At 61.7% G+C, this 21,363-nt stretch carries 14 protein-coding genes; 9 read left to right on the forward strand and 5 right to left on the reverse strand.

Annotated elements, in window-relative coordinates; genetic code table 11:
• Positions 1 to 63 precede the first annotated feature (63 nt).
• From RL_RS09990 to RL_RS10000, 3 genes are all read right to left on the reverse strand, one after another.
• Entirely contained in the window at positions 64 to 1,044 is a 981-nt protein-coding gene (locus tag RL_RS09990) for a SphA family protein (RefSeq protein WP_049778367.1), read from the reverse strand.
• A gap of 33 nt (positions 1,045 to 1,077) precedes the next feature.
• A complete protein-coding gene (locus tag RL_RS09995) occupies positions 1,078 to 3,675 on the reverse strand; it encodes an SH3 domain-containing protein (protein ID WP_011651542.1) in 2,598 nt (865 codons plus the stop codon).
• An 83-nt stretch (positions 3,676 to 3,758) separates the two neighbouring features.
• Positions 3,759 to 5,480, reverse strand: coding sequence for a hypothetical protein (locus tag RL_RS10000; RefSeq protein ID WP_011651543.1), 1,722 nt, complete (start codon positions 5,478 to 5,480; stop codon positions 3,759 to 3,761).
• A 611-nt stretch (positions 5,481 to 6,091) separates the two neighbouring features.
• On the opposite strand from RL_RS10000, the gene RL_RS10010 reads away from it, so the two are divergent.
• From RL_RS10010 to RL_RS10045, 8 genes are all read left to right on the forward strand, one after another.
• The gene (locus tag RL_RS10010; RefSeq protein ID WP_049778369.1) at positions 6,092 to 6,853 is read left to right on the forward strand and encodes a hypothetical protein; all 762 of its coding nucleotides are present in this window, start codon (positions 6,092 to 6,094) and stop codon (positions 6,851 to 6,853) included.
• A 162-nt stretch (positions 6,854 to 7,015) separates the two neighbouring features.
• Positions 7,016 to 8,530 carry a DUF1254 domain-containing protein gene (locus RL_RS10015; RefSeq protein ID WP_011651546.1) on the forward strand — a complete coding sequence of 505 codons (1,515 nt, stop codon included), beginning with the start codon at positions 7,016 to 7,018 and terminating at the stop codon, positions 8,528 to 8,530.
• Positions 8,531 to 8,604: 74 nt separating this feature from the next.
• Positions 8,605 to 9,630 carry a DUF1254 domain-containing protein gene (locus RL_RS10020; RefSeq protein ID WP_041936271.1) on the forward strand — a complete coding sequence of 342 codons (1,026 nt, stop codon included), beginning with the start codon at positions 8,605 to 8,607 and terminating at the stop codon, positions 9,628 to 9,630.
• Between the two features lie 526 nt (positions 9,631 to 10,156).
• Positions 10,157 to 14,029, forward strand: coding sequence for an autotransporter outer membrane beta-barrel domain-containing protein (locus RL_RS10025; protein WP_011651548.1), 3,873 nt, complete (start codon positions 10,157 to 10,159; stop codon positions 14,027 to 14,029).
• Positions 14,030 to 14,110: 81 nt separating this feature from the next.
• The gene (locus tag RL_RS10030) at positions 14,111 to 14,287 is read left to right on the forward strand and encodes a DUF3606 domain-containing protein (protein WP_065420956.1); all 177 of its coding nucleotides are present in this window, start codon (positions 14,111 to 14,113) and stop codon (positions 14,285 to 14,287) included.
• Positions 14,288 to 14,416: 129 nt separating this feature from the next.
• The gene (locus RL_RS10035) at positions 14,417 to 15,040 is read left to right on the forward strand and encodes a hypothetical protein (protein ID WP_011651550.1); all 624 of its coding nucleotides are present in this window, start codon (positions 14,417 to 14,419) and stop codon (positions 15,038 to 15,040) included.
• Positions 15,037 to 16,914 carry an AAA family ATPase gene (locus RL_RS10040; RefSeq protein ID WP_011651551.1) on the forward strand — a complete coding sequence of 626 codons (1,878 nt, stop codon included), beginning with the start codon at positions 15,037 to 15,039 and terminating at the stop codon, positions 16,912 to 16,914. Before RL_RS10035 ends, RL_RS10040 begins: the two co-directional genes overlap by 4 nt.
• Positions 16,911 to 17,213, forward strand: coding sequence for a hypothetical protein (locus RL_RS10045; protein WP_011651552.1), 303 nt, complete (start codon positions 16,911 to 16,913; stop codon positions 17,211 to 17,213). The genes RL_RS10040 and RL_RS10045 overlap by 4 nt, the downstream gene beginning before the upstream one ends.
• Here RL_RS10045 and RL_RS10050 read toward each other — a convergent pair.
• On the reverse strand, positions 17,203 to 19,212 hold the full coding sequence (locus RL_RS10050) for a DNA cytosine methyltransferase (protein WP_041936273.1): 2,010 nt from the start codon (positions 19,210 to 19,212) through the stop codon (positions 17,203 to 17,205). The genes RL_RS10045 and RL_RS10050 overlap by 11 nt on opposite strands.
• Before the next feature lie 187 nt (positions 19,213 to 19,399).
• On the opposite strand from RL_RS10050, the gene RL_RS10055 reads away from it, so the two are divergent.
• Complete coding sequence (locus RL_RS10055) at positions 19,400 to 20,767, forward strand: FRG domain-containing protein (protein ID WP_041936551.1); 1,368 nt, start codon at positions 19,400 to 19,402, stop codon at positions 20,765 to 20,767.
• A 3-nt stretch (positions 20,768 to 20,770) separates the two neighbouring features.
• On the opposite strand, the gene RL_RS10060 is transcribed toward RL_RS10055, so the two are convergent.
• Positions 20,771 to 21,304 carry a hypothetical protein gene (locus RL_RS10060; protein ID WP_011651555.1) on the reverse strand — a complete coding sequence of 178 codons (534 nt, stop codon included), beginning with the start codon at positions 21,302 to 21,304 and terminating at the stop codon, positions 20,771 to 20,773.
• Positions 21,305 to 21,363 lie beyond the last annotated feature (59 nt).

The following is a 21,363-nucleotide window of genomic DNA, read 5'->3' on the forward strand; positions in this document are numbered from 1 at the left end:
GCCGGTTAGCGCCGGGAGGAAGCCGATCAAAGCGGCAAGGAGTTTCAGTTGCAAATGCTTCATTTACTGCGCCGCTATGTTCATGGGCTTGGTGATCGACAAGGGCATCGAGATCGTCAGATAGACGACATCTCCCTCGGCGCGGTTTTCGGCGGCGAACTCGTGGAAATACTTGATGCGGGTCGATATCGGCACTTCGCCCGCTTTGAACGTCCAGCCGATGGTCGCGCCGATGGCCGCGACGCGCCCCTTGAAGTCGCTGGACGCGCCGGCGCCGCTGTCGCCGCTCACCTGGTCGTAGTAGTACCCAACGAGACCGGCGTCGAACTGCTCGTTGAAGTGCTGGACGGCCGCCCACTCGACATGGAACTCGTTGCCCGTGCGGTAGTCGGTGGCGGGGTTTTCGGCATTGAACGTCATGCCGACCACCGCCGACAGGTCGAGGCCGATCGTCGGATCGAGCCAGGTCACGCCGGCCGAAACGTCGGCGCCCCAGTGGTGGAAGGCTATGTTCGATATCTCGCCGTCCTGATAATCACCGATCGGCACATTGACCAGAAGGCTGGTCTGCCAATGGAAGTTGCCGGCTTCCCAGCCAAGCAGGGCGCCAAGGACCGGATCGCCGACGGTGAAGACCGGATCGGAGATCGATCCTGACGCCGTTCCACCTCGTGGTCCCGCCAACGTTACGTCGGCGTCGGTATTCTTCCAGCCGACAGGGACGGTGAGCGACAGTCCGAGGTGACCACCGGCAACATCCTCCGGAAGGATCCAGAGCACGGTAGGCACCTCGATGACGGCCGAGCCTTCGACGCCGACCGCCAGTCGTCCACCTGATGGCAGCGCCCGTCCGCCCCCGAGATCGCCCGTGTACATGTAGATGTCGTTCGAGAAGAACACGCCGGGAGGCGGCGTGATCGCACTTGCGGGAAGCTTCGCGCCAAGCAGATAGAAGCCCGCGCCGCCCTCGGCCGCCAGTGCAAGCGAAGGAAGCAACGTTGTCGCTGCTACTAATGCCAGGCGTCTGCCAAATTCAGAGGTCATCGAAGTTCTCAATCTCCAAGATTTCTACGAGGCTCAACGTCTGCGGAAATGTCCGCCGCCACCGCCGTGGAAGCCGCCACCGCCGCCGCGGGAGCCGCTAAATTCACGGCCCCCGCCGCCGCCGATCTGCCGTCCGCCGCCGAACTGTCCGATGTCGCGGCGTCCGTAGCTGCGCGAGAGGTCGCGCTGGTTGCCGAGGTGGCGGGCGACGCGGTCGAGGCCGAGATTGTCCGGAGCCTGTTCGCGGACCTGCTGGCGAGGAGCAGCGTTCTGACCGTTCTGCACGCGGTTCTGGACACGGTCCTTGGCTGCGGGATTTTTCTCCACCCGGTCCTGGATGTTCTGCGCACGCTCGGGAGCATTCTGGCGGATGCGGTCGGCGGCTTCCGCATGCTTGGAAGCAAACTGCTCGCCGACGTTCTTCAAGCCTTCGGTCGAAGGACGATTGACAGGATCCCAGCCGTCGGGCGTGTGCTTCTGCCATTCGCCGTTCTCGCGGCGATAGACGTTGCCGTCGTGCCCCGCATAGATGTCGCCACCCTTGCCGCCGGCGATGAAGCCGCGGTCGCCCGAGGAGCTGTGCCAGTGGAGGCCGGCGGCGTTGCCCGTCGAACCGCCGCTGACGCGGGCGAACTCGCCGCCGTGCTTGACGGCAGCCGTGCCCCACGACCCATAGACGTTGGTGCCGCCGCGCGCCGCGACGGCGTTTCCGGTACGTGGATTGAACGCGGCGACGAAGCCACGCGAACCCGCCGGGCCGGAGACGGCGCCGCCTCTGACGTAGGTGCCGGTGCGAGGATTGTAGGCCGCCCCGCCGGCGATGCCACGATAGGGACCGTAGGCGTAGCCGTAGCGGCCGAAGGTGCCGAAGGCAGGATTGTAGAAGGCACCGACGCCGTAGGTGACGGGCCTGGGATAATAGGGCCAGTAACCGCCCGCCCAGCCGAAGTCCCACCAGGGACGGTAGGCCCATCCGGTTCCCCAGACGAGGGCGTCCCATGCGAGGTAGACCCCGAGATACCCCGCGGTATAGCCGTACCAGACGGCGTCAGGCTCCGTGTCGTAGACCCTGACATAGGTGACGTTGTAGACGGGAGAGGAGGCCGGGATTTTGTAGACTTCGTCCGGAACGGCTTTCGCCACTTCAAAGGGTCCGATCGGCGTGTCGCCGACGAACCAGACCCCATCCTTCAGCACGAAGTACTTCTCGCCGACCTTGATCACCTGTTCGTTCGAGTTCACCGCATAGGAGAGACTGGTGCCGTCGATTGTCTCGAACTTCGGATCGCCGCTGTAGGCGACGTCGACCTTGACGGTTCCGTCGGTCGCGACGCGGGCCATCTGAGGGATGCTCGCCTTCAGGCGCGCCTCGGCGCTTTCCGACGTTCCCGGCACCGACGCCCGAACCGCGTAGTAGGGCGCATCCTGCGGAATGTTCTGGAAGTCGGCAGGCAGGTTCGGCGTCGCAAACGTCCAGGGCCCGTCGAGCGACGGCGCCGAGAACCAGCGACCCGAAAGCAGCACGTACCATGTCGTGTCGAACGGGCGATAGAAGACGTCGCTGGTCGTGTTCGAGGCCCATTCCAGTCCCGTGCCGGGCACCTTCTGCAGTGCGGGCTTTCCTTCGAACAAGAGGAGTTCGGCCGGCACGTCCGAATAGAAGACCCTGGGGACGCCGCTTTCACCGAACTGCATCGCGGGCAGGGCGGCCTTCACGTCCTTCCAGGCGTCGTCGTCGGGCAGGCTGGATATCTCGGGTGGCAGCGCATCTGATTCCGTCCATTCGCTGTCAAGGCTCGACGCCGTCAGCCAGTTCTTCTCGCTCCTGAGATAAAATGCCTTGTCGGCATCGGTCTGGAAAATGTCCCAGTTGGTGTTGACGACGAAGGAGAGGCCCTGCACGCCCTTGACCGGAGAGAGAACCGCCTTGCCGTCGGTCTGCACGAGAATGGCGGAGGTTTCACTCGTGAAGATCGGCGGAGGATCAGCCTTGAGCCCCGAGATATCGTTCAGCCGCTTGTAATCGGCGAGGCTCGCCGCAAGGCGGTCCTGCGAGACCATTATGGGATCCGTCGGCATGATCCTGCCAACGCCGAGCGCCAGTTTCGAAAGCTGCTCCTTGTCAAGCGTCGAGAAGTACACCGCGGTCGTCTGGAAGTCTGTCAGAGCAATGTTGTCGGTCTCGTCATCGGCAACTGTCTTCGCTGTGACGCCGATCACGCCATAGACCGGCTGCGAGTCCTTCGAGAGCTTCAGTTCCGCTGCGATCAGCGCGTCGAGCTTGGTGAAGTTCGGCCAGTCGATCACCTGCGGCTGAAATAGAGTGAGCGTCGCCCCGCTATCCGCCGTGAACGTCTTCGGCCAGGTCGGGGTTTCGGCTGAAACCTGGCTGAGATAGCGCCCGCTGACGAAGCCGTTTTCGCCCCCGAAATCAACCGCGCACCATGCGCCGCTCGCGTCGCATTCCTTGAGGTCGACCTGCGCGCCTTCCGGAACGTTTCCGACCGCCGCGAACCCCGTGCCCGGTCCCGAACGCAGATTGACGGCCGCGGTCATGACCGCGGGATCGGCCAGTACGTTGCCTGCGAGAAAGGTGGAAGCGACTGAGAGGACAAGCAGCTTGCGCATCATGGCGGCCCTTCGACGTCATCGCCCGCGATCTGCGGACCGGTCGAAGGAATGCCATCGGAGCCTTTCGGACAAGAATGTTACTGTTACATTGCACCGTTGCTGGCGAGTTCCGGCATTTTCAGGCCGGCTTCCAGAATGCCTGCGCGCAGCGCGTCTCTGAGATTGCTGTCGTAGCGCGCTCCGGAGAACATTGCTGTGACCGTCCGCTCGAGATCGGGATGCTGCAAACGGGCTGCGGCTATCTCCTGCTGCGTCACCGGCCGGTCGCCGAGGCGAGCGATCGCGGCAAGCTTCAAAACCGTCGTCGGCGCGTCCGGTGCCGGAACCTGCCGTGCGAGGAACACGGCTTGCGCGTAACGTTCCTGGCGATAGTCGTTGAGGATCATGACGAAGCTTGCATCGCGTATGGGCTGCCCGGCGATCTCCGTCGCCTGTCTGGCAAGCTGCACGCCCTCGTCCCAGTGTCCTGTGAGGAACACGACCATGGAAAGCTTGGCGAGCAGGTCAGCGTTTTCAGGGTTTAGCGCGACGCCACGGCGGCCGGCCGCTATCGAGATCTCGTTCTGTCCGAGCTGATACTGCACGCCTAATTGCGCCAGCGCCGCTCTTGGCGAGGAAGGCGAGAGGGTGGCTGCCCGGTTGGCCAGTTCCAGGCCACGGCCGAAATAGCTGTCGTCGCCGGTCGCGCGGCCGATCCAGACATAGACGCGCGCAAGCGTGGCCATTGCGTCGGCATCCGTGGGATCCGAGGCGATCGTGGCCGCCAGGCACGAGCGGGCGGCCTCCAGGCCGGCGGCGTCGCGTTGCTCGACTGCGAACTCGCCTCGGAGGACACACACGTTGCCGATCGTTGATGAGGGCAGGTTGCGCCTAAGCTCGATCGTATTGATGATTCCGGCCGGTCTTGCCAGCCTTCGGGAGACTGCGAAGACCAGGTCGCGCATCGCCTCCTCGCGTGATCCTGCTGCGACCGGACGTCGCTCCTCGTCGGTCCAGACGGCCTCGCCATTGGCGGCGTCGGAAACCTGCCACCACAGTGAGACCGAACTTTCATTCTCGGCGTAACGCATGTTGATTTCGTAGAGACTCTGCTCCATCGCATCGCTAGGCACTCTCGAGCCGGAGGCACCGGACTTCAGACGGACGGTGCCAAAACGTGCGAGCGACACGGCGAGGTCTTCCATGACCGCTTCGCCGGCCGCCTTGTCGTTTTGCGAGGCGTTTATCGACAGCGCGACGAAGGGCTTCTGCGTGTTCAGATGCGCCGCGCTGGCGGCTAAATATGCAAGGCTCCCCGTCAAGCTGACGGCGGCGAGGGCTGCTCCTCCCATGATGGCGTGACGCCAGTTTCTGCCCTCGGGCCGCGAAGCAGCTTGAGTCGGCTCCTCCGTCGGCAGGCCGACGTCCTCAAGTTCGCCGTCCTCCTCGGGGCAGGGCGGGTTATCGCGTTCGACGAACACGGGGACGTAGCGCCCGCGCGGGATGTCGAGGCGGGCACCCGGCTCGTCGGCAAGCTGCGCGTAGTATTTTTGAAGGGATTCCCGCAGACGGGTGGCCTCGATGCGGACGATCGGATCCGAGGAGGGATCGAATGAAGCTGGCCGTTTGAAGACGTCGATCGCTATCGAATAGGCCTTGATGGTGTCGCTCCGGCCTTCGAACCGGGCGTCGACGATGTACCGCAAGAAAGCTCGGTGGCGGTCGGATACGTGAAGCCGTGGATCGGCCAGCAGCCGCTCCGCTTCCGAACGCGCCTCCTCCTCGGAAACTGCGCATGCCCCACTGCTCACGCCGTTCGCTGCCATTCCGCACCTCGCGCCCGTCCGTCCATAAGCAGTGGAGAATGTATGCTGGCGTATTTCCTGTTGCAACCATAAAGCGGCAAATGCGGAGAATTTAAAATCGTGATCGCGCTGTCCGTGTGCGGCATCGAGCTACCACGTCCGATTCCAAGGCCCGACACAAGTTGCGGTACTCGTCGATCAGTTCGTCCTCGCCGTCTCTCGGGGACGTCAGGAGACGGTCAAGCGTGGCCGTCGCGTCCTCGTAGGCCTCGCATAGAGCCTCGAACGAAGCGTCGTTTGGCCAGAGAAGTTGAAGCTCGCCACGCAGAGACGGAAGTCTCAGCATCAGCTTCAGCAATCCGCGATGGGCTGCATCTCTGGGAGTGTCCATGGCGAGCAGGCGATCCTTTCGAGCAGGAGGCGTGCGAGGAGCGCGGATACGCATCGGCCATTCTCGCCTGGGCCAATCGAAAAAAGCGAGATTGTTACAGTTACATTCGATGTCGCCGGGACGGGGCATCGCCTTGTTACTGTAACAATCTGTGCACCCGAAACCTTTCGTGCTGGATTGCCTTCACCGAAACGGGAGATCCTTCGTGCAATTGAATTTCACTCGAATCCTGGCAGTCCTGATGCTGGCGGTCGCCGCACCCGCGGTCGCGCAGGAGGCGCATGACACAGTCAACGAGGCGAACAACCCACTGACCCCGAAGATCACCATCAACTTCCATGACTACTACATCCCAAGCTTCATCGACACGCCCGGAGATCCGGAGGCGAACCAGTTCCTGCTCAGGGGCCTCATTCCGTCGGACATGTTCGGACTGCCGCAGCTTTTTCGCTTTACACTCCCGATCGCGACATCCCCCGATGTTCCAAGCGGATATGTCACGGGGCTCGGTGACCTCACCCTGATGGATCTCTTCATCCTGCCGAAGCAGGGCGACGTCACTCTCGGAATTGGGCCGTTGCTGGTCGTGCCGACGGCGACCGACGAATCCCTTGGAAGCGGCAAGTGGCAGATCGGCGCGGCCGGCGTCGTCGTCGCTCCGCAAAGCTGGGGTCTGCTCGGGGGTCTCGTTACCTATCAGACTTCGTTCGCGGGCGTCGAGGACCGCGAGGACGTCAACCTGCTGACCGTCCAGCCGATCCTCAATATAAACCTGTCGGACGGCTGGTACCTGCGGTCCTCCGCGACATGGAACTTCAACCTCGAGAGCGGCAACTCGTACATCCCGGTGGGCGCAGGCGTCGGCAAGGTCTTCCAACTCGACAAGGGCGTGACGATGAACGCCTTCGTCGAGCCCCAGTACACCGTCTGGCACGACGGAGCCGGTGCGCCGCGCTGGCAGATCTTCGCTGGAGTGAATTTCCAGTTTCCGGTCGGTCGCTGATGGTCGCCGCAGAAAGGTAAGATACGCGAGCGTACGCACATTCTCGCGAGCGATTGGTGTCGCGCACCGTCTAGCGCCGCCATCTTGGAGGACGATTTCCAGCCGCCGACTTCTTCCTGGCAACCGTCCAGTTGCTGATCAGCAGAAAATCCGGAGAGACAGATGAACCGATATGCCCGAATCCAAGCAGTAGTGATGTCATCGTTGCTTTCAGCGGCGACTGCCGCAGCCAATCAGTCGGCACCGCAGTTCAAAGCCGAAGTTCCGGCAAGCATCCAGACGCCGAGCACTGTCCAGACCCGAATCGGCACGCTCAATTTTGCCGACGGTCTCCCCGATCAGGCTGCAGTGCAGAAGGTATACGACAACATCGACTTTTCGAGGGGCGTCGAAGCGTTCCTATCAGGAATGCCGGCCGCGTCCGTCTATGCGATGTGCGAGGGGCTCGCTGACGCGGGCGCCGTGAAGAACAAGGGCATTGGCATCACGGAGAACCTCCTGGACGCGCGCTCGTTGTTTCTGACCGCCAACACCACCACCGTTTACGTTTTCTTCTGCGTAGATCTGTCGAACGGTCCCGTGGTTGCACAAGTCCCGCCGGGCGTTCTCGGACCGGTGGACGATGCCTTTTTCCGCTATGTCACGGACGTCGGCATCATCGGCCCCGACAAGGGCAAGGGAGGAAAGTATCTGTTCGTGCCGCCGGGGTACTCGGGCGGACTGCCCGCGGACGGCTACTTCGTCACGAAGTCTTCGACCAACACGAACCTCGTCCTCTACCGGGCCTTCGTAAAGGACGGCGACATCGCGGCAGCGGTCAAGGGCGTCAAGGATCATGCCAGAATCTACCCGTTGTCTGAGGCGACGCCCGCGCCGGAAACCACGTTCGTCAACCTCTCTGGCAAGCAGCTCAACACGATCCATGCCAACGACTTTCACTTCTACGAGGAGCTCTACAACGTCGTTCAGAGCGAGCCCGCCGATGCATTCGATCCAGAGATCGTCGGGCTGTTCGCTTCGATCGGCATCAAGAAAGGACAGCAGTTCGCACCCGACGCCCGCATGAAGACGATCCTGACGGACGCCGTTGCAGTCGGCAACGCGACCGCCCGCTCGATGGTGTTCGCACCCCGCGAACCCCGCGCGAAGTTCTACCCCGACCGCCAGTGGAACAACGGCTTCATCGGCAACAGCTACCAGTTCCTGAACGAGGGCGAACGCATGCTTGACGCCCGTACGATGTTCCATTACGCGGCGACCGGGATCACTCCGGCGATGGCGGACGCGAAACCGGGGACCGGCTCGGCCTACGCATTCGCCGTCAGGGACGGGGCCGGGGAGTATCTCGACGGAGGCAAGACCTACAAGATCACTTTGCCGTCGCCGATACCGGCCGGGCAGTTCTGGTCGTTCACGGTGTACGACAACCAGACGCGCTCGATGCTGGAGACAGACCAGAAGCTCGCGGGCATCGACAGCAATCAGCCGGACATCAAGAAGAACGAGGACGGGTCGGTGACGATCTGGTTCTCTCCCAACGCCCCCGAAGGCCATCAGACGAACTGGGTGCAGACCATGCCCGGCAAGGGATGGAACACGATCCTGCGGCTCTACGCGCCGTTGGAACCGTGGTTCGACAAAAGCTGGAAGCCCGGAGACTTTGAAAAGGTTCAGTAGGAACGAATTTCCGACCTCGGCAACCGCGGAAATCTACCGTTCGTGCGAGGGAACACAGCGAATTGGAGAGATACATGCACACGACACCTCTTGCCATCGCCGCCGCAACCGCAATCACGGCCCTCGTCGCCTCTTCCACGGCGCCATCGGCGGCCGAGCAGGTCACCATCGACAACTTTGTCCGTGCCGAAAGCGATCTGTATTTCGGCAATGTCGCAAAGGACGGAGGCTTCGGGAAGTTCTTTCATCGCCGCGAGCCGGCGACAATCGAAAACCAGACCATCATAAGACTGAACCGCGACACGCTCTATTCGGGCGCGGTTTTCGATCTCGATGCGGGGCCGGTTACGATCACGCTGCCAGAGGCCGGAAAGCGCTTCATGTCGCTGCTGGCCATCAACGAGGACCACTATGTCACGACCGTGTCGTATGGTGGCACCTCGACCTTCACCAAGGAGACAGCGGGCACGCGTTACTTGGTGATCGCCATCCGGACGTTCGTCGATCCTTCCAATCCGAAGGACGTGGAACAGGTCCACGTGCTGCAGGACGCCATCAAGGTCGACCAGCCCGGCGGACCCGGCAAGTTCGAGACCCCCGACTGGGACGCCGCCAGTCAAAAGAAAGTGCGCGACGCCCTCCTAATCCTCGCTACGACCATGTCAGACTTCAACAAGTCCTTCGGGTCGAAGGAAAGTGTCGACCCCATACGTCATCTCGTCTCCAGCGCTGCGGCGTGGGGTGGGAACCCAGACAAGGACGCCACTTATCTGAACGTCACCCCTGAGAAAAACGACGGCAAGACGATCTACAAGCTCGACGTCAGGGACGTTCCCGTCGATGGATTCTGGTCGATCAGTCTCTATAATTCAAAAGGCTACTTCGAGAAAAACCCATACGGGGCTTATTCGCTGAACGATTTCACCGCGCGGAAGAACGCCGATGGTTCGATCAACGTTCAATTTGGTGGTTGCGATGGGAAAATTCCAAACTGCCTCCCGATCATGGCCGGTTGGAATTACACGGTGCGACTGTATCGGCCGCGGGATTCCATCCTGAACGGCCAGTGGAGTTTTCCCGATCTCACGGCTTTGAACTGATCTCATGTTGACAGCGCTGGTGGAGCACGGTCAGGGAGTTTTCTCTCCTCGATGTCTACGCCGTCCGATCGAATTCAGGCTGCCGTAGAAAGTTGCGCCGCCGACCGGGGCGGACATCCTCCCATCTCGGTCTTCCGGAACAGGGCGTTTAAGCCTCCGACACGCTGTTCGGGGAGAACGACTGCGGCCGCACAGCAGGACTGCAGACGCGCTGAAAACCGATCCGTGCGGTCGCTGGCGATCCTGGTTCCAGGATGAGAAGCTGCCGACACCTCGAACTGGCTTCGCGCCGGAAGGACGAGTACCTCACCCTTAGGATGCCCGGCCCTGAAAGAGAGGTGTTCGCCAGGGTGCATCAATTCCAGCAGTAAGGGCGGCCGATCGCAACAGGCGGATTCCGCCTTTCTTGCTGGCGGTCGCCAACCGCGGCCGGATGGCTGATGTAGCCTGAGTTGTTACTGTTACATGCTTCCCTCCCTGCGTGCCGATTGGCAAGCTTTGCGCGAATCATGGGAGGGGAGCAGCGATGCGCATTTACCGATGGTTGTCGGCGTCGGTCGGGCGCCACGTCGGACTGGCGACACTATTTGCGGGGATGGCGTTGTTCCTCGACGCCTACGGCGCCGCCGCGCAGACGTGCGCGGCCGGACCGGTCTTCGTCGACGGAACCTCCTGCACCGTGACGGCGGGCTCCAGCATCACGGTATCGCAGGCGGCCGTGCCGGGGCTGGACGCCCGAAATGCTGGTGCGACCATTACCGCCCAAGGTATAACGGTGCAGCTCGGTCCCGGTGTCGTACCGAGGACCTTCGTCGGCGCGCAGGCGTTGTCCGGAGCTGCCGTCGAGCTGAGCGGCAGTACCATCATCACGTCTCAGGCAGGGACGGGCCAAAGAGGCGTGATTTCCGACGGTTTCGGAAGCAACATCAGCGCCACCGGCTTGACGATCACGCTCGGAACCGGGGCGACGACGGTCAACGACAATCTTGCCGTGCTCGCACAGAACGGTGGCATGGCGAACTTCACGAACTCCGCCATTTCGACGAGGGGCGCAGCCAACGGCATCGCGAACCATGCCGTCACCGCGACGGGATCAGGAAGCACCGTCACGCTCACGGGCGGCACGGTCTCGACCGCCTCCCGTGGCTCCTTTGGCGTCCAGGCGGCGGACGGTGGACGTGTCGTGATCGGCGGCGGCACGCAGGTAACGACAACGGGCGTGCAGGATCTAACTACGACGCCCGTCACCGGCAGCCATGCGCTCATCGCGACCGGATCGGGCAGCCGGATCGACGGTGCAAATGTCACGCTCGGCACGTCGGGCCTGTTTGCAAGTGCCGCCCGCGCCGAGAATGGGGGCGTCGTCGCACTTACGGGCGCGACCATCAACACCAGCAGCAATTCGCAGGCCGACAGCGATCCTTCGTCCGCCACCCGAGTCCTATCGGGCGGGAGCCTCCGTCTGACGAACAGCACGGTGGACACCACGGGGCAGAGGGGGAACGGTCTCTCCGTTCAGGACGCGGGTTCGACGGCCACTGTGACAGGCACGGCCATATCGGTCTCCGGAACCCGCGCGAACGCTGCCTTCGTGTTCGACGGCGGGGAAGCCTCGTTTTCCGACAGCAGCCTGTTTTCAGCGAACTCGACAGCGGTCAATGTCCAGGGAGCAGGGTCTTCCATCGACCTCACGGACAGCAATGTCAGGAGTGGTGGTGCGATTGGATATGGTCTTCGTGTCGGAGATGGCGGAACGGTGACGATGACGGGAGGATCCTCGACGACGACGGGGCGGGACGCTCCCGCGCTTGCGGCCGGAAACGCCACGGTCGTCGCCAACAACGTGACCTTCTCGACTGCCGGGCCGGACAACGCGATGGGTGTCCTTGCCGACCTAGGGGGCAACATAACCCTGAACGGCGGTTCGATCGTTACGACTGGAGACTCCGTGCGCCTGAGCGCCTACCCACATGGCATTGCAGCCCGCAATCCAGGAGGGATCGTGAGAGCCAACGGAACTTCCGTACGGACTGAAGGCCTGACCGCCATGGGAGTGGTCGCAGACGATGGCGGAGTCATCTTGTTGGACCGCAACTCGATCACCACCCTTGGGACGACGAGCATTGGCCTCTATTCCACGGTCGAGCAGTCGGGGCCACAGTTTCCAGCAGGCATCGTCGGCGAGCGCCTCGTCGTCGAGACCTTCGGAACGGGGGCGCACGGGGCGATGGCGGTCGAGCACTTTCTTCCTGCCGATTCGACCATCTTGCTCGACGACTCGCTGCTCACCACCCATGGAGACCTCGCCTCCGGTCTCCGATCGATCATGTCGGCCAGCATCGACGCTCGCAATTCGGTCATTCTGACCCAAGGCGACCGGTCGTCTGGACTGCACTCGAGAGACAACGGCAGCGAGATCAACCTTATCGACACCACTGTGACTACCGAGGGTACGGCGTCGCACGGGGCTCTCGCCGAGGGTGGCGGGCTTGTGAACGGGTTGCGGACCTCGGTGGAGGCGAAAGGGAGTGACTCCTACGCGCTATATGTCGCCGGAGCCGCGGGCTTTGTCTCCGAGGCCCGGTTCGACGCGAGCCGGCTGAGCAACGCCGACGGCCCGGCGATCGCGATAGGCGGGGAGGGCGTCGTCTCGCTGACCGGCTCCGTCGTTTCGTCGAGCGGGCAGTGGCTAAGCGTCGGGACGATCGCCGATTTCCAGCCCCTGACCGTGCCCGACGCTGGTCTCGGGGGCGTAACCGACCCGGAAGGACTGGAAACTTCCCCGGTGTTCACCCCCCCGGCGGCCCTGCCGGTGGTGCCCGGCCTCGCCAACGTGACGCTGTCTCGCTCCGTAGTGACGGGCGCAGCGTTCACAGCGCCGGGAAGCGTATCCAATCTTGTTCTTGAGGACGACAGCCTCTGGAACATGACGGGCAGCTCAAACCTCACGACGCTGCTGAACGACCCTAGTCTGATCCAATTCTCCGCCCCGACGGGCGATCCCACGCTGCTCGCCAGCTACATGACGCTGACTGTCGTCGATTACGTCGGCGAGGATGGCAACATCGGGTTGAACACCTATCTGGACACGGACGGTTCCCCGTCGGACCGCCTCGTCATCGACGGCGGATCGGCCACCGGTTCCAGTGGCCTCATCATCTCCAACACGACCGGCGGCGGAGCGTTGACGACGGGCAACGGCATTCTCGTCGTCGACGCGATCAACGGAGGCGTGACCGACCCGACGGCGTTTTATCTCGCCGCGCCCGCAGCCGCAGGGCCTTACGACTACCTGCTCTTCCGGAGCAGCGTCGACGGCTCAGGTTCGGAGAACTGGTATCTTCGTTCCGAGCTCGACGGCCCACCGGATCCAACGCCGATCTATCGCCCGGAAGTCTCGCTCTATGCGGCAATTCCATCCATGGCCGCGATTTACGGCAGACACATCATCGACACCCTTCATGAGCGCGTCGGCGAGGAGGAGCAGCTCAAGGGACGCACGGATATACGCGAGGACGAGAACTTCAACGGCGTCTGGCTGCGAGGCATCGGCCAGTGGGGTCATCGCGACGGCGACGCCAGAGGCGTCTACGACGGCGCGCCGGAGTTCGACTACAGGTTTGGTGCCATGCAGGGCGGAATGGATTTCTACCGCGAGGAGGAGGATGGGATCACCGACCACGCCGGCATGTATCTGGCGTACGGCCACGGTCGAATGGACGTCACGCAGAACCTGCTGACGACGGAGCGCGACGCGGGCGACAGCGACTTCAACGCCTTCTCGGTTGGGGGCTACTGGACGCGGTTCGGCGAGAACGGCTGGTATCTCGATGGCGTGCTCCAGGCAACCTGGTACGACGTGACGACGCATTCCAACCGGCCGACCCAGATCGGCTTCCCCGACCAGAGCATCGACGGTTTCGGTTTCGCCGCTTCTATCGAAGGCGGATATCCCTTCGACCTGGGCGACGGCTGGCAGTTCGAGCCGCAGGCGCAGATCATATGGCAGACGATCCGGATGGACGACTTCAACGACGGCGCCGCCGACGTCCGCTACGACAATCTGAACTCGCTTGTCGGCCGGATCGGCGCTCGCGTTGCCCGGACATGGCAGGCGGAGGAGGCGACCGCGACGGACCCGGCCCGGCTGGCGACGGTCTGGGGCAGGGTCAATGTCTGGCATGAGTTTACGGCGAAAGCACAGACGGAAGTCTCTTCGTCCGATGGGTTCGTCCCGTTCTCGTCGAACCTCGACGAGACGTGGATCGAGCTCGGCCTCGGAGCGACCCGACAGGTGTCGAACAACACGTCCCTGTATGGGAACGTCAACTTCAGCACGTCCTTCGATGGAGACAACTACGCGTGGAACGGCAAGCTCGGGTTGAGGGTCAACTGGTAGAAGAGGGGCCTTTCATCGCTCCCGGAACTTCTCGAATCGACGTCCGTTTCCCGGTGATCGATATCATTAGGAGAAATGAAGATGGCAACCACTTCCCGAGGCCGTGCTCTGGATCGCGCGAAGGTCGCTGGCGGACAGGATCACGAGGTCCGCTACGAAGCGAAGAAGGAAGGCGTTTCAAAGGAAACGGTCAAGAAGGCCGTCAAGAGTGCTGGGAACTCTCGCAAGAAGGTCGAGGCGGAAATCAGCCGACACTGATCTCTGTTGACATCGATCATGGTGTTCTCTATATGTTCCCATATGGAACACGATCTTCGAATATCCACCACTGGTTGACACTGAACGCCGTTCCCGCGGCTGGTATCATCGTGTGTTGGATTTTCGAACATGGAAAAGCGTGCTGCTGACCACTCCATTCTCGACGCCGCGTTTCGCGAAGCGTCACAGAACACCTACTTCCCCCTAGCCACCGTCCGCTGCCCGGATCGCCCCGCTTTCAGAAGCCAGATCGCGCGAGACCTTGGTTGTCTGCTGGACGTCGACGAAACCGTCGTCGCCTGGTCCTGCCTCTGCTTCGGCGCTCACGTCGATGATCGAGTGCATGTGGTTGATTTCATGGTCGACCACTTCGACGGAACGCGCGAGTTCCTTGACGTCGCAGAGTTCCTTGGTGATCCCGCGGTGACGGAGACGATCGCTTGCATGAAGCGCCGGCACCGCTTCGTCACCCTGGGGGAAATCTATTCGGGACATCGCCTCCAGAATGCGAAGGACTTGCTCCGTTACGCGCGGTTTCGAACGCCACTGAACGACAGAGTGAGACTGATGGCCGCCCTTAGCGAGGCCGGTTCTATTACGGTCGGCGAAACGTTCAACCTTTTCCGGGAAGTGCCTCCTCTGACGGCGATCGCATGGATGACCCTTCATCGGTTCATCTCTATGGATCTGGACGAGGCGCCGATCGGACCTGACACCTTGATCCGTCGCTCCAGCAACGAGGTGGCGCGATGAACCTCGGGCGCACTACCTCCAAGGTCACCATCGCCTCGGCGACCTACGGCGTCGCCTTGAAGGCCGCGATGCGGCTCGCGGGCGCTTTCTTGAATGGGGCTACCACTCGCCAAACGGTCATCATCTTGAAACTGCCTCCGCAGGCAGACGAAAGAGCCTATGAAGCCGCGGCAGGCCGGCTAGTAAAAAGCAACCCCAATCTTCTTGGTTTTCTGGTTATCAGAGCCGACGTCACCCGGAGGGGCCTACTGGACGTCAAGACGCTGGACGACGCTCTTGTTCTGGGGCGTCCACTCGTCATTCTCTGGCCTCTGGGTATTAAGGTGCCGATCCATATCGTTGCGGCCGCAGACAGAATTGTCGACGTGCGATCGGTGCGGCCCTTCCATCTCGTTTCGGCCGCCAAGGAAGTCGAAGGGAGGCTGCTGGATATCGGCGAGGCGACCAGGCTCCTCGAATATCCCCTTGCCTCCGTGTTCGCTTCGATGCGCGCAGGACGTTCGACCGAGCTCGTTCTGAAGCGGCTCCAGGCTGCGCATCTCTCGTCCGACATCCCCACAGCAGGTCCCGGCCTCGACGAGCTGGAAGGCTATGGCGAAGCCCGCGAGTGGGGATTGGCGTTGGCGGAGGATATCCGTGCGTGGCAGAGCGCAGATATCCCATGGTCGGAGGTCGATCGCGGAATTCTCATCAGCGGGCCTCCGGGATCGGGTAAGACGCTGTTCGCCTCGGCGCTCGCACGTAGCTGCGGCGTCGAGGTGGTCGCGACCTCCGTAAGCCGGTGGCAATCAGCGGGGCATCTCGGCGACATGCTGGGCGCCATGCGCAAGAGTTTTCAGGAGGCCACTGCAAAGAAGCCATGCATCCTTTTTCTGGACGAACTCGACAGCGTTGGTGACAGGGCCACCTTCAAGGGCGACAACGCCCAGTACTCCAGCCAGGTGGTGAACGGACTGCTCGAACTGGTCGATGGGTATGATCGCCTCGAAGGCGTCGTGCTGGTCGGAGCAACCAACTTCCCGGAGAAAATCGACCCGGCCCTCCTTAGGGCCGGCCGGCTGGACCGACACATCGCGATTCCCTTGCCGGACGCGGAAACCAGAAGATCTCTCTGCCGTCGATACATCCGCAACGATATGCCCGAGGGCGAAATTGAAACGATCGTCCGCGCCACTTCCGGCCTCAGCGGCGCCGATTTTGAACGGATTGGACGCGATATCCGTCGGCGGGCGAGGAGGGAACGATCGGAGATCACGGCCTCGCTTGCGCTGCAGGTCTTGCCGCCCGCGCTGAAAATCGAGGGAGAGCGGCGGCGAACGGTGGCCGTGCACGAGGCCGGCCACGCGATCGTCGGCATTCGCGTTGCGGTCGGAAGGTTGGATTCCATCGTGATCGCCCGCGACGTCCCAAGGACCGGATCCGCCGCCGGTTTTGCGCACTTCGTTCTCGACGGCGACGTCGAGCGAAATCGACAGACTTTCCTGAGCCAGATCGCGATGCTGCTGGGAGGAAGACTTGCGGAAGAGGTCATTCTTGGATCGGCGTTCGAAGGATCGGGCGGCGAGGGCTCGGATATCCACAAGGCTACGGACCTCGCGACGGTTATGGAGGTTCAGCTCGGGATGGGTGAATCGCTGGGGTATTTCCGGGCAAGCTCGTCTGCCGACCTTGAGGAACTTCGCCGCCGAATTCCTGCCGTGCGCGAGCGGGTGGAAAAGGTTCTCCTGAAGCAGTGGAAGCGCGCGCGAACCATCGTCGAGGAACATGTCGGCGTCATTGAATTGGTGGCGTCGCAACTGGCCGCCAAGGGCCGTCTCGATGGGAAGGACGTCGAGCAGATGATGTCGGCGAAGCTGCGGGAGAGGTCGTCATGACAGGGGCGAAGGAATCTTCCTGGAAGCTCGTCGTCAAAGGCCTGAAGAGCAAGGTGCTGGCAGGCCGCAAGGAGTTGATCGCCCAAGTGCTGAAGGACGTCGGTGGCGACGCCGCGCCGATCCGACAGGCGAGGAGAGCACTGCTCACGATGTCCGTCGACGCCCTCTCCGGTACGCCACGGTTTATCGACGTATACGGAGAGGGTGAAATCTGCCTGATTTCGTTCGATGATCTTCTGGATATCCTGGCCGATCCTCCGCCAACTCTGGCGGAGGTAATGGGTCGTGTCACGCGCTGATCTCAGCGGACGCTGATACGCCTAACTCCGCGACGTCCGTCGATCGAAAATCCGGGGCGATAGGAGGAGCATCGATGAAGCGCTGTCCAAATGGCTCTTCGATGCAGCCTCGCTCCCGCAGCATGACCGAATAGTCAAATCGCTTCCCGGTCAAAGCCGAGCGCACCGCAAGCCCGATTGCCTGACCGATCACAGGAGGAACCGCATTTCCGACCTGGCGTGCGGTCGAATCCTTACCGCCCACGAAGTCCCAGTAATCCGGGAAGCCCTGAAGCCGGGCACGCATCCGAAGCGTAAGTTGAGGCAGGAACCCTGCGCCGCACTTGTCAGCTTCCTCCTGTGTCGGCGCGGCGTCGGCGACGGTGGCGATGTCGATGCCCTTCTTTGCCCACCGCGCGGCTTCCTTCTCTCGAGAGCCTCCCTTTCGCCCGACCACTGTCGAGGCCAGCGCGCCTCGTAGTTCGATGCCGTTGCGAACGACCAAATGGTTGCGGCGCGCTTCCGCCCAATCCTTGGCGCCCGTCCAGCCGTTGGCGGCCATGAGGTCTCCGAGGACATCGCCCAGGTTCGAGCGCCAGTGAGGGAACGTCGGTGGAGCGCGGAAGGCGCTCATGGCCCCCTGACGCAATCCCACGAAGAGCATCCGGGTCCGTTCTTGGGCCACGCCGTAGTCTTCCGCTTCCATGCGAACGATTTGAACGGCGTAGCCAGATTTCTTCAACTGTTTGAGGAAGTTGCCAAGATGGTCTGCGTGTCTAGCATTCAGGAGCCCGACCACGTTCTCGAAGACGAATGCCCGAGGTAGCATCTCGCGCACCGCCCGCGCACATTCGAGTAACAGATCCCTGGGGTCGTCCTTGCCGAGGCCTTTGCCATCTATGGAATAGCCCTGACAAGGCGGGCCTCCGACGAGGAGATCGACTCCCACAGACCTATAGGCCGTAAAGTCCACTTGGCGGATGTCGCCTTCGACCACGTTCCAGAGCGGCCGATTCAACCGCAGCGTCGCGACGGCATGCTTGTCGAACTCGAAGAGGGCGAGAGGATGATACCCTGCGTCTTCGAGGCCAAGAGATATTCCACCCGCACCTGCGCATAACTCGACGACGTTCAGCTTCTGGGTGGGAAGGCTAGTCAGCGGAGCCGGCTCTTCCGTCACGATGTCGAATATGTCGGGCGCGACGGTCGACGTGATCGGCTGGATGCACTCCTGGAAGTTGGTCGACCATTGCGCTTCAAGGCTGGATCTGTCGAGCGCAAGCCCGAACTCGCCACCGAAGCGTCCTTTGGCCAGAGCGTCGATCGCGGCATTGGCGAGAGCCAGGTAGCGTTCGCTCGCGTGCATTGGCATCCTGAGAATGTCCGCGATAGGAATGTCATACGTGCCATAGGCAGAGATGAAGTTCGGAAGAAGAGCTGCTGCTGACGCTCGGATGTTCGCATGGGCGTCCGAGCGTTGCTCGTCGGTCATACTCTTCGGGCGGTATGCGTGGAGGAGGGCAAGGAGTTCCGTGGCAGCCTTGTCGACTACGCGCACGTTATCGACCGCTCTTCGACGCGCCGCCTTCGACGAGCTCTGGAAGCCGGCCGTGGCATACTGCTCCGCGAACGTCTTTTTCCTATTCCGAAGATTGGCCCGGATGGCGGACACATCCCTCACACCCAATGTTGCGCCACCGGCAATCCGGGAAATGGCCTCGCTCCGCGCTTCGTCGTCCGATGCCGCCAAAGCTTTCAGGACTGGAAACTGGATGCGTGCTTCGCGAAGCAACTCCTCGGAGCTCTTCAAAGTCTTCGTCACCTTCACATATGTGCCTGCCTCGGCGACATCCATTTCGCAGCCGGCATGAAGAAAGTGTACCACATCCTTCGGCGACAGATGCTCAAGCAGTCCTTCGACTTCGTGGGCCATCTTGAACAGGCGGTCGGACATCTGCTGTTGAAGGCTCCGGATCGCCTTCTTCGCCTTGCTGAGGGCTTCGCTTCTCAAATCCTTCATCCGCAATGTCTCGCATGTGAAATTCCCACGTGTCATATCGGGACATTCGTTGCCGAACCGGCAAGCGTGTCATTAAAATTGTTTACAACCTCAAATTATTGGCGGTCGTCCAAATCTCACGATTAGCGCTTATTGCGTCGCGTTTTTGCGGCGTCTACAACCGCGAGATCGAATAAGGATGCGCGATTTGTACAACCTGCTGATGGCCGGCAACGACGACGACTGGGACGTGGATGTGGGGTCCGACCACGAAGCTACATTTCCGCTCTCCCGTTACCTTGAGTATACCGAGGATGAGGTCGAGCAGCGGTTGAAACCTATCGGGTCCGCCGTCGTATCGTTTCTCTCCGAGCTACCGACCGTGTTCATGAGCGAACTCCAGACCGGTCCGCAAAAGCGCCAGTTCGTCAGGATCCGTGTCGGTCGGGTCTGGGGCATCAGGATCGTCGGCAGGGACATCGCCTATCAGTTTCGCATCGATCAGAACTTCGGCGAGGTCGACGTCGCGAACCGCTCCCTCTTCGAGCAGCTATTTGACCTAGGGAACTGGGAGATCTCTCGAACGCACTGGGCGGTCAAGTCGGGGAACTTGGAGTTATCGTTGCGTGACGCTGGCCTTCTTGAGCCGGCCGCAGGTGACGCCGAGCCTCCGCCAGGCACTCCGCCGCCGGAGTCGCCCGATCTTCCGGAAGACGAGCCGGCGCTACCCATCATCACGAACCTTATCGAGTTCATGCAGCACGTGCTTGGCCTTCCATCCGAAGCTGACGAAGAGATCTTCTATCGGGGACATTCGGACCGGCGCTACAAGTTGATCCCGTCGCTCTTCCGAAAGAACGACGGCGGCGACTGGCGCTATCTTAGGAAGGAGGAGACCATCGTCCGGGAACTCCTTACAGCTCAGGCTACGGCCTTCTCGAGCGACGAGTACATGTTGGACAAGCTCGTGAGGATGCAGCACTACGGGCTTCCTACGCGACTGCTCGACGTTACCTCGAATCCTTTGGTTGCCCTCTACTTCTGCTGCGCGGACGCTAAGGTAGACGCAGACGGTCACGAGGTCGACGGCGAAGTCATCGTGCTTTCAACGAAGACTCGCGAAGTCCGCTTCTTCGATTCCGACACCGTGAGCTGCATCGCAAACCTTGCTCTGATGACCGAGGCAGAGAAGGAGGCGCTGGACACGACCGCGAAGGCGAGGGCATTCAACAAGACCGACGAATGCAAGAAGCTCCTGCATTTCATCCGACGGGACAAGCCGTATTTCGAGGCTCGGATCGAGCCGACGGACCTCGAGAGGATCATGTTCGTCCGAGGGCGCAGCACGAACGAAAGGATCACGTCTCAATCCGGCGCCTTCCTGCTGTTTGGGAAGGATTCAGTTCTGCCCGAGACCGGCTACAGCTCCCTTAACGTGCAGCGCATGACGATAAGGAATAAGGGCGCGATCCTGCAGGACCTCGCCAAGCTCAATATCAAGTCGAGCACGATATACCCCGGCATCGAGAAGACGACGGCGGAAATTGCCAGGAAGCATGAGTTGTCGTTTCGCTGAACGCTAGGTATCGTCATCAGCGCTCCTTTCAAAAGCCGTCGGAAGATGGGAGTTAATCACGTCGTCGAACTCGCCCAGGGTTCGAAGAAGTCGCCGCCCGCCCGGATCCTCACCCATGAACGCGCAGATGCTGACGGCGACGTCGTACGGGGTAGGGTTCACGGCCTGGTCGGGGTTGATGAGTGTGCCGGCCGCGCTCAAGGCCGAGAATATCCGTTCGACTCCTTTGTGTTGATCTGCGTGAGCGACCGCGTTGCGCAGGTCGTTGTACCTGGTGAGCGCGTCGGCGAGCAGATCTCCATCTTCGGGTCGCCCACGCCATGCCGCATTGATGACCGAGATTTTGTGCTTGAACCCGAGCCCGCCACCTTGGAGGCGGTCCGGACGTGGAAGCATCCTCGCGATGAGATGGTCCATCTCGAGTTCGAGCGCGGCGTGATAGGTCAGCACTTCGACCACGAATGGGTCGAGTTCTCTTTCTCCGGCGCTGGTGAGCCTAAGGACGCCTTCAAGACTGTCGTAACCTACTTGCGCCATCCGCCTCTCCCATTCCGGCTCCGCTGGTGGATGCTGATTTTCTCAGGGAAAATTTTGCC

It is taken from the genome of Rhizobium johnstonii 3841, from assembly GCF_000009265.1.
Classification (GTDB): Bacteria; Pseudomonadota; Alphaproteobacteria; order Rhizobiales; family Rhizobiaceae; genus Rhizobium; species Rhizobium acaciae.